Source organism: Streptomyces sp. NPDC006208 (genome assembly GCF_040613775.1).
Taxonomy (GTDB): Bacteria; Actinomycetota; Actinomycetes; order Streptomycetales; family Streptomycetaceae; genus Streptomyces.
This window is the reverse complement of the sequence record NZ_JBEXSW010000013.1, coordinates 179,034-187,642: the sequence shown is the minus strand read 5'-3', so window position 1 is coordinate 187,642 and position 8,609 is coordinate 179,034. Positions and strand designations below refer to the sequence as shown.

The window sequence follows — 8,609 nt, the reverse complement described above, 5'->3', positions numbered from 1 at the left end:
TCCGCGTTGCGCTTGAACCAGATGTTCGGGAAGCCGAGGAAGCGGTGCCAGGCCACACCCATGTTCGTGTTCAGCGAGACCGTGATCATCCAGATGAAGGAGGCCGCGATCTTGATCAAGGCGGTGAAGTAGACCAGGTTCTGCAGTGTGTCGGTGCTCAGTCCCTTGAAGGCCAGCACCAGCGGGTACGACGCGAAGTACGCGGCCTCGTAACCCTCGACGTGGTGGAGTGCGCCCTCGAGGCCCCGAAGAGTCATGATCGCGAGACCGATGGTGAGGATGACGTACTCGACGAAGTACGCCTGCCCGGCCTTCGAGCCGGCGAAGCGCGACTTGCGGCCCGCACGGGACGGCAGGTTCAGCAGCCGGATCGCGATCAGGATGAGGATGCCCAGGGTCATCGTCGTGCCGAACCACTCGACCACCAACTCCCACGGCAGCCAGCCGCCGATGACAGGGAGCATCCAGTCGGCCTGGAAGAGCTGCCCGAAGGCGTTGGCGAGGGTGAGGGTGAGGCTGAAGAAGGCGACAGCGACGAACCAGTGGGCGATGCCCACGATGCCCCAGCGGTTCATACGGGTGTGGCCGAGGAACTCCCTGACCACGGTGACCGTCCGCGCGACGGGATCGTTGGTCCGCCATCCGGCGGGGACCGGCTGGCCGAGCTTCACGAAATGGTAGATCTGCGCGATGGCTCGGCCGAACAGTGCGACACCGACCACGGCCAGCACCAGCGACACAATGATCGCGGTGAGTTGCATGAGGGGCTCCTCGGGCCTGCGAGAGCGGGGATTGCGAGAGCGGGGATGGCGAGATTACCCGCGGGTAATTTAGTCACTCACATTACCTAGGATCGCAGGCTCGTTGAAGACACGTGGCCGGTGATCTGTGTCGCTGAGGCAACCCTGGCCTGGCCCCTGTCGGCCCGGCATCGCATCTTGCGGTCGCAGTACATCAGAACGCGGCCCACCGTGGTGCGTGGCGGTCGTCGAACCCGCCCGCACGGCCGCTGCCTACCGATTCACCGTCAGAAGGGAAAGCCACCCGCCGGGTTCGTCCCGTCCGTGCCTGGACGGCGAAGGTACCGGCGCACGCGTCCGGCACTGCCACATCGCCGAGAACCCAGCGGTTCCAGCGGTCGCTCGAAGTACTGGGTCATCCCGCGTAGAACTCGTCGAAGACGCCGGCGTTGTGACGTGCCGGTTCATGGAGATTCCCCCTGGTGGACCCGGGCGGCAGCGGGGGCAGGTCCGGCGGGTCGGTGACCGCCGTCGTACCGGCCCCGCTGCCTCACCGGGAAGCGGTCTGTGCCGCGCCGCTTACTCCGAGGGCTTGCGATACGCCTTGACCACGGCGGCGTAGCTGTTCCTGGCGTGGCCCTGGTTGATGACCGCTCCATCAATGCCTGGGAGTATTTGGGGAGTTCGGCGTCGACACCGAGCGCCTCACTCTCGTGCACGAGGTGCTTGAGCGCCTCCAGGTGCGTCTCCAGCGTGGCGTCGTCGGCCGGGAACCTGCCGTCGCCGGCGTCGATCTGCGCCGCATGGTCGGCCGTGAAGGTCTTGATGGCCTCCAGCCACATGTGCGCCCACAGCAGGAACTGTTGGGCGCCGACGTTGGCCGTCTCCACGATGGCGACACCATGCAGGAAGCTGTTGAGCGTGCCCCACATCAGGCCGAGCAGCGACACGTCGTACAGCGCCGGCATGCCGTGGTCGGAGCCGAGGCGTACGCCTCGGCGTTCGCGGACGGCGAGCGGCTGGAGCACACCGACGCCGTCGTCGAACCGCAGCCGCGCCCGGACGCCCCGTGATCCTTGAGGGTCACGCGTTCCCGCCCGGCGGAACCGTCGCCCCCGCGAGAGCCGGTGCGCGCAGGCGCTCTTGGCCGCCCGCCAGGACCGCGGCAGAGCGCACCGAGGTGGTCCTTCGGCAGAGCCGTGGCTCGGATGCGCCACATGGATGTGTGGGTGACGGGGTCGCTGCAAGGGTGTCGGCCGTGGTCAACGACATGGCCGGTTCAACGCGCACGCGCCGCGTCCCGGTGCGTGGTGGAGATGGTCGAACCGGCCGGCAGGACACGATCCTCGCAGTCCGGCGAATCGTGTCCTGAGCGTCCCGTTCCCTTGGAGTCAGGGGATTCCGGACCGCTTGGTGATCATTTGAGGCGCGGGGCCCTGTGCCGCGCCGCGCAGTGCCCGTAGCGTCCCCTTGAACGCGTACAGCAGGCTTTTCTCAGGGGGGAAGCATGTCCACAGCCCTGGCGCGCCCGGCGCCACCCGCCCGTTCCGGATCCGCCTCCGCACTCGGCTGGATCCTGACCATCGGTCTCAACGTCGTTGCGCCCATCGTCACGTACAACGCGCTCGTCGACCACGGCTGGAGCGAGTTCTCGGCGCTGCTGGCCAGCGGCGCCTGGCCCGTCCTCGACAGCGCCGTCCACGTGGCCTGGCGCCGCAAGCTCGACGAATTCGCCGTCGTCACCCTGGTCTTCCTGGTGATCACGGCCGTGGTCTCGCTGGTCGGCGCGCATTCCGCCCGGGCACTGCTGATCAAGGACTCCGCCGTGACCGGTTTGTTCGGGCTGCTCTGCCTGGCCACCCTGCTCGCCTCGCGGCCGCTGATGTTCTACTTCGGCCGCAAGTTCGCCACCGATGGCACACCGCAGAGCACCGCCTGGTGGAACGGCCTGTGGCAGTACGAGGGCTTCCGCCGGACCATGAACGTGATGACCACGGTCTGGGGCGTCGCATACCTCGCCGAGGCGGCGGTGCGGATCGCGCTGGCGTACGTTCTGCCCACCAGCACCATGGTGGTGGTCAGCCCCGTCATGATCTACGGGGTGCTCGGCCTGCTGGGCGTGTGGACCGCCCTGTACGGAAAGCGCTCGCAGGCCGAGGGCGAGCGCCGGGAGGCCGAGGCCATCGCCGCCGGGGCTGCAGCCGCCGGCCCCCGCGACTCGGCAGGATGAAAGCAGGTCACACGGGCCCAGGTGAGCCTCACAACTCACCCGACCCGTGCGGCCCTTCTCACGTCACCGGCCGATCACGGCCACCGCCACTTCCGAGGCCGCTACGGCAGTGCCGGCCGGACCAGCGCCTGGGCGACGATGACGTGCTCACCGTTGAAGGTGACGGCGGGGCCCTCGTGCAACTCGTGGCCAAGGTCGATCGCTTTGATCGCTCCCAAGGCCGTCAGGCCATGGCGGCTTCGAGAACTGCCGTGCGTGCAGCGGTACGTCGGCCTCGGTCGTCCAGCGGCGATCGCGCGAGCGCCCCCGCCGGCGCCTCACTGTCCGTCAGGAGGGCGATCAGCGCTAGGCGGGCACGGGCCACGCGTGAGCGCACCGTGCCGACGGGGCAGCCCATGGCCCTGGCCGCATCGGCATAGGGCAGTCCGAGGAGCTGGGTGAGGACGAACGCTTCCCGGCGTTCCGCCGGGATCGTCGCCAGGAGCTCGGCGAGGGCGATCCCGTCCTCGAAGCCCGGGACCCCGCGTGGCTGGGTCTCTTCGGCGGCTGTCTGCCAGTCGTCCCTCTCCGACAGCCTCGGCCGGGCGGCTGCGTGGCGGAGGCTGTCCACCACCGTGCGCCGTGCGATGGACAGCAGCCAGGTACGCGCGGAGGAGCGGCCCTCGAACCGGTGCAGGCTGCCGAGGGCCCGGAGAAACGTCTCCTGTGCGAGATCGTCGGCGGCTTGCGGGTCGGCGCTCAGATAGGCCACATAACGCCAGATGTCGCGGTGCAGGGCGCGGACGAAGCGGTCCACGGCCTGCGGGTCACCACCCCGTGCGGCGAGTGCCAGTCGGGTCACTGCTTCGTCCGCACCGTGCGTATGCCGCGACGTCTTGCGGGCAGCGGTGGAGTCGTGTGGGGGCAGGGCAGGTGTCATCGCCTGATGTCCTTCGGGGAATCGGGATCCGGCGCCGCACCGATGGGCGGGGCCGGTGAGTCGTACGGCCTGGCGCGTGGCGCGGCCGATGCCCGAGGCGCGTGGCGGAAGTCGTCGCGCGTTCGGGGAACCAGCTGTCAGACGACAGCGGCCCCCACAGGCGGACCCCGTGAAGTGATGGCGTGAACGAGCAGGAACTGCCGCAACGCGCGGGCCCGGTGGGCGCGGCGGTCGCGGATGCGTGGACGGTGGGCAGGCGCGGGCAGGCGGAGAAGCAACCGCACAGGGGCGATGAGCCATCCCGCGAACGCGCGCAGCACCCGGAACGCGGCCTGCTCCCCGTACGCGAGCCAGAGGCCGCACAGCAAGGCGGCCAGCAGATGGGCGGCCGGCATCCCGACCGGGGACATGCCGGCCATGCCGTGTCCGGCGAGCGTGGCCGTGCTGTCCGCCATCGCGTCCATGGAGTGGTGGGTGTGACCGCCCCCGCCCGGCATCAGCGTGCCCGCGCCGCCCGGCGATGCGTGGTGCAGGTGTCTGCCGAGGCCGGCGTCCGACGCGACGCGCAGGGCCTCGAAAGGTGGACGAAGGGCGGACTTCGCTCCGCACAGCAGGTACTGGGCCCACTGCTGAGCGAAGGAGGAGCTCTCAGGCAGCGACGGGCGCACCGTCGCCTGGGCCAGCGAGAACCCGCAGTGCAGTACGGCTTGGACCGCGACCGAGGCCGATGTGACGACGAGGATTCCGCGTTCTTGGCGCGCGAGGGCCCAGGCCGTCGCGCCGGTACCGGCGAACGCCGCGGCCATCGCCCACCACGGCACAGCCGTTCCCGACATGAGGATGTGACCGAGGGCTGCGAGCAGCACGCAGGTGGCCGCGAACATCGCAGCCCGTAACGCTCGACAACATCGGCCCGGGGTCATGGCGCTCTCATCCTCGCACTCCACCCTCGTGGCCGGCACGGACCGGTACGGAGATTTCCGGCCGCGTCGTCGTCCGTCCCCGAGATGTGGCGCATGCCACAAGTGGCCTGCGGAACCCGGTAGTTGGCAGGCCCGACTCCTGACATGGTTCTCAGGGTGCCGCGCCGCGGCGCGGAAGGGAGACACAGTGGGGGCGGTAGGCACATCGTCACCGGCAACCGGTCCGGAAAGGCAGGCAGACCGACGGCTGACGGCTCTGCTCACCTGTGCCATGGCTTTCTCGATGCTGCAGTTGTTCCTGCTCGGCGCGCTCGGCCCGCGGCTGGTGGACGAACTGGGTATCTCTCCGACAGCGCTCGGCCTGACGACGACGATCGGCTTCGGTACCGCAGCGGTGCTCTCTCCTATCGGCGGGCGGCTGGTGGACCGGATCGGCCCGCGGCGCGCACTCGTCGTTCTGCTGACGGTTTCCGCCCTCGCGCTGGCGCTGATCGGTGCCGCACCCGGTGCCCCACTGCTGCTGGCCGCGGTCGCGCTGGGCGGCGTGCCCCAGGCGCTCGCCAATCCCGCGACCAACAAGGCGATTCTGGCGTCAGTTCCGCCCGACCGGCGCGGCGCGGTGACCGGAACGAAACAGTCGGGGGTTCAGCTGGGCGCCTTCGCGGCCGGGCTGCCGCTCGCCGCGCTGGCTGGCGGGCTCGGCTGGCGCGGCGCCGTGTGGACCGCCGCCGCCTCGGCACTGTTCACGGGGCTCTGGACGCTGCGCGCCCTTCCGTCCGACCCTCCGCCGCCCGCGGCGGGCCCGCGCCCGTCGCTCGTGCCGCGCGGCCTCGTGGCGTGGCTGGCGGTCTTCTCGCTGCTGCTGGGCAGCGGCATCGCCTCGGTCAACACCTATCTCGCGCTGTTCGGCGCACAGAAACTCGGCATGGGCCCCACCGCGGCCGCTGCCCTGGTGGCTGTGCTCGGCGTGGCGGGGATCGTCGGCCGGGTGGGCTGGTCGAAGGCGGCCGGACCCGGGCGCGCGGAGTGGCTGCCTGGATGGCTGGCGGCCGGATCGGTGATGGCGGCGGGTCTTCTCGCGGCCGCCCTGTACGCAGCCCCGCTGGCGTGGGTCGCAGCTGTCGCTGTCGGAGTGTTCGCCGTCTCCGGCAACGCGGTTTCCATGGTGCTGGTCATGCAGCGCGCCGCACCCGGCCGCGCGGGACAGGACTCGGCACTGGTCGCCGCAGGGTTCTTCGCCGGATTCGCGGTCGGGCCACCGCTGTTCGGGCTGCTCGCGGAGAGCGGCCGTTACGGAGCCGGCTGGCTGCTGGTGGCGGCGGAGTTCGCGGCCGCCTGCGCCGTCGCGGTGGCCTGGGCCGTACGCGACCGGCGGGAACGAACGGGAGCAGCGGCGTGACCCGGAAGGACTGGGCCGGCCGTGCCCTGGCGTCCGTACTCGACCGAGCTGCAGTGACCAGGACCGACGTCGGAACGCGCTTCCCCCTGTACGCGGACCCCGGCAGCGGCCGGTGGACCACGACCGGCCGCGGCTCGTGGACCGGGGGGTTCTGGGCCGGCCTGCTCTGGCTGCGGGCACGGTACACCGGTGCCGAGGCCGACCGGGCGGCCGCGTCGGAGTGCACGGCGCGCCTCGCGCCGTGGGCGGAGTCCGATACGGTCACGCGGGGCCTGATCCTCTGGTACGGCACCGCCCTGGCGTTCGGGGACGGTGAGGCCACCGCACTTCGCTCACGGGCGGCCCAGGCATGTCTGGGGGCCATGGATCCCGGACTCGGCCTGATTCCCTGGGGATCGGCACTGGGCGGTCCACGGCTGCTGGCGCGTGCGGACGGGGTGCCCGGCATGGTCCCGCTGCTCGCTGCCGCAGGACCCGGAGGAGCCGCAGCGGCCGAGGCCCATCTGCAACGGCACCTCGATCTGTGCCTCGGTGACGACGGGCCCCGGCCGGCCTGGTGCTTCGACGCCGAGACGGGCTGGCACCCCTGCGAGGACCCGCCGCCGGGCTGGAGCCGGGGGAGGGCGTGGTTGCTCCTGGCCGTCGCCGACGCCTTGCACCAGACGCCCGGACCGCCGCCGCACAGGCTCGTCCGCGCGGCCGAACGGCTGCTGTCCGAGGCGACGTCGCCGTCCAACCCCCTCGTGCCGTTCGCCGACCGTTCCCGTCCCGACGGGCCCCTCGACACCTCGGCCGCCGCGATCACGGCCGTTGCTCTGCTGAAACTCGCGCGCATACCGGGGTCCACGGCACGCGCGTGCTCCTGCCGGGCCGTTGCCGTCCTGAACCGTCTGGTCGAGGCGCATCTCTCCCGGCCTGCTGCGGACGGGGCTGCCGCACACCGTCCCGCGGGCATGCTGCTCGACGGCTGCTACGACACCGCCAAGGGCACCGCGGTACGCCACGAACTGATCTGGGGCGACTTCTTCCTGACCCTTGGTCTGGCCGCGCTCACCGGCCTGGTCGACATCACTCAGGTGTAGCGCTCCTCGCGTAGCCGCGCAGTACCCGTCGCGCCACGGAGGTGATGTGCAGCTCGTCCGGTCCGTCGAGGATGCGGGCGGCCCGGCCGGTGCGGAACAGCGCGGGCAGCGCGGTGTCCGGCCCGAGGCCGGCGGCCCCGTGGACCTGGATGGCCGCGTCCGCGACCTGCTGCAGCATGCGGGCCGCCGCGACCTTGGCCAGGCCCACCTCGATGTGTGCGTCCCGCCCCGCGTCGATGAGTGCGACGGCCTCGTGGACGAGCGGACGGGTGGTGCGCAGGGCGAGCAGTGCGTCGAAGACATGCTGCTGGACGAGTTGGTGGGAGGCGAGCGGTCCTCGGGAGCCGCTTCGGGTGACGGCGCGCTCGCACATCAGGTCGAAGGCTCGCCGCCCTTGGCCGAGCCAGCGCAGGCAGCGCAGGGCACGGCCCCACTGCAGCCGTTCGCCGGCGATGGAGAGGGCCTGGCCGCGCTCGCCGACAAGATGGCCGGCCGGCACGCTGACCTGGTCGAGTTCGACCTCCCACTGACCGGTCATGCCCAGGACGGGCAGTTCGCGCACCACACGGAAGCCGGGGGAGTCGGTGGGCACCAGGAGGAGGGACAGTCCCTCCCGGTCGCCGGCGCTACCGTCGGTGCGGGCCAGGACGGTGATGAGGTCGGCGTTCGCGGCTCCGGAGGTGAACCACTTGCGCCCGGTGATGCGCCAGCTTCCGTCCCCCAGCTGCCTGGCATGTGTTCTTGTCAGGAACGGGTCGGTGCCGGGAACATCGGGCTCGGTCATCGCGTAGCAGGACCGTATCTCCCCGGCCACCAGCCGCTTCAGATACCGCTCACGGACACCCGCTCCGGCGTGCCGCGCCAGCATCGACACGTCCAGCAGGGGAGCGGAGCCCAGAGCCGCCGGCCCGTGGTCGCTGGCCCCCTCGGCCTCGGCCAGTTCGGCGTACTCGCTCAGGGTGAGCCCGTGGCCCCCCAGTTCCGCCGGCAGAGGCAGCGCCCACAGCCCCTCCGCCCTGGCCTGGCTCCGCAGTTCGTCCCATGCGGACACGGCGTCGGCCCCGCCGGCGTCCAGTACCGGTTCGCGCGGGATCACGCGGCCGCGGACGAACTCCTCGACCCGTTCCCGCAACTCCGGTCGGCTGCATCCGGGTCGGGGACGGGACGACTCTTCGCCGACTCGATTGGTCACTGCTCTCCTTCGGTTGGCCGGGAACTCGTGGGAACGCCTGTCCGACTGTCTTCTACGTGGAACTGGTCGGGTGCGAACGCTCCGGAGTTCCCACGTTCCGAACGACCCCGGGGCGACGGCCACC

At 71.1% G+C, this 8,609-nt stretch carries 7 protein-coding genes and 1 pseudogene; 3 read left to right on the top strand and 5 right to left on the bottom strand.

Annotated elements, in window-relative coordinates; translation table 11 throughout:
- Positions 1-761, bottom strand: a pseudogene (locus ABZ208_RS13335) (Fe-S oxidoreductase); the annotation flags it as partial.
- A gap of 443 nt (positions 762-1,204) precedes the next feature.
- Positions 1,205-1,768, bottom strand: coding sequence for a hypothetical protein (locus tag ABZ208_RS13330; protein WP_356909592.1), 564 nt, complete (start codon positions 1,766-1,768; stop codon positions 1,205-1,207).
- 479 nt (positions 1,769-2,247) lie between these two features.
- Here ABZ208_RS13330 and ABZ208_RS13325 point away from each other — a divergent pair, with 479 nt between their 5' ends.
- Positions 2,248-2,970 carry a VC0807 family protein gene (locus ABZ208_RS13325; RefSeq protein ID WP_356909591.1) on the top strand — a complete coding sequence of 241 codons (723 nt, stop codon included), beginning with the start codon at positions 2,248-2,250 and terminating at the stop codon, positions 2,968-2,970.
- Positions 2,971-3,193: 223 nt separating this feature from the next.
- On the opposite strand, the gene ABZ208_RS13320 is transcribed toward ABZ208_RS13325, so the two are convergent.
- Together ABZ208_RS13320 and ABZ208_RS13315 are read right to left on the bottom strand one after the other, a co-directional pair.
- On the bottom strand, positions 3,194-3,889 hold the full coding sequence (locus ABZ208_RS13320) for a sigma-70 family RNA polymerase sigma factor (protein ID WP_356909590.1): 696 nt from the start codon (positions 3,887-3,889) through the stop codon (positions 3,194-3,196).
- Positions 3,890-4,026: 137 nt separating this feature from the next.
- Positions 4,027-4,773 carry a hypothetical protein gene (locus ABZ208_RS13315; RefSeq protein WP_356909589.1) on the bottom strand — a complete coding sequence of 249 codons (747 nt, stop codon included), beginning with the start codon at positions 4,771-4,773 and terminating at the stop codon, positions 4,027-4,029.
- A 310-nt stretch (positions 4,774-5,083) separates the two neighbouring features.
- On the opposite strand from ABZ208_RS13315, the gene ABZ208_RS13310 reads away from it, so the two are divergent.
- Both ABZ208_RS13310 and ABZ208_RS13305 read left to right on the top strand, forming a co-directional pair.
- Positions 5,084-6,211 (top strand): MFS transporter, encoded by a 1,128-nt coding sequence (locus ABZ208_RS13310; RefSeq protein ID WP_356909588.1) that lies wholly within the window; start codon positions 5,084-5,086, stop codon positions 6,209-6,211.
- The gene (locus ABZ208_RS13305; RefSeq protein WP_356909587.1) at positions 6,208-7,293 is read left to right on the top strand and encodes a sugar ABC transporter permease; all 1,086 of its coding nucleotides are present in this window, start codon (positions 6,208-6,210) and stop codon (positions 7,291-7,293) included. The genes ABZ208_RS13310 and ABZ208_RS13305 overlap by 4 nt, the downstream gene beginning before the upstream one ends.
- On the opposite strand, the gene ABZ208_RS13300 is transcribed toward ABZ208_RS13305, so the two are convergent.
- Positions 7,280-8,485 carry an acyl-CoA dehydrogenase family protein gene (locus tag ABZ208_RS13300; protein WP_356909586.1) on the bottom strand — a complete coding sequence of 402 codons (1,206 nt, stop codon included), beginning with the start codon at positions 8,483-8,485 and terminating at the stop codon, positions 7,280-7,282. The two genes, ABZ208_RS13305 and ABZ208_RS13300, sit on opposite strands and share 14 nt — an antisense overlap.
- Between the last annotated feature and the right edge of the window lie 124 nt (positions 8,486-8,609).

Bases quoted from the DNA above. Each gene is read 5' to 3' on its own strand.
- ABZ208_RS13325 (WP_356909591.1), top strand. From the start codon at position 2,248: ATGTCCACAGCCCTGGCGCGCCCGGCGCCACCCGCCCGTTCCGGATCC.
- ABZ208_RS13320 (WP_356909590.1), bottom strand. From the start codon at position 3,889: ATGACACCTGCCCTGCCCCCACACGACTCCACCGCTGCCCGCAAGACG.
- ABZ208_RS13315 (WP_356909589.1), bottom strand. From the start codon at position 4,773: ATGTTCGCGGCCACCTGCGTGCTGCTCGCAGCCCTCGGTCACATCCTC.
- ABZ208_RS13310 (WP_356909588.1), top strand. From the start codon at position 5,084: ATGGCTTTCTCGATGCTGCAGTTGTTCCTGCTCGGCGCGCTCGGCCCG.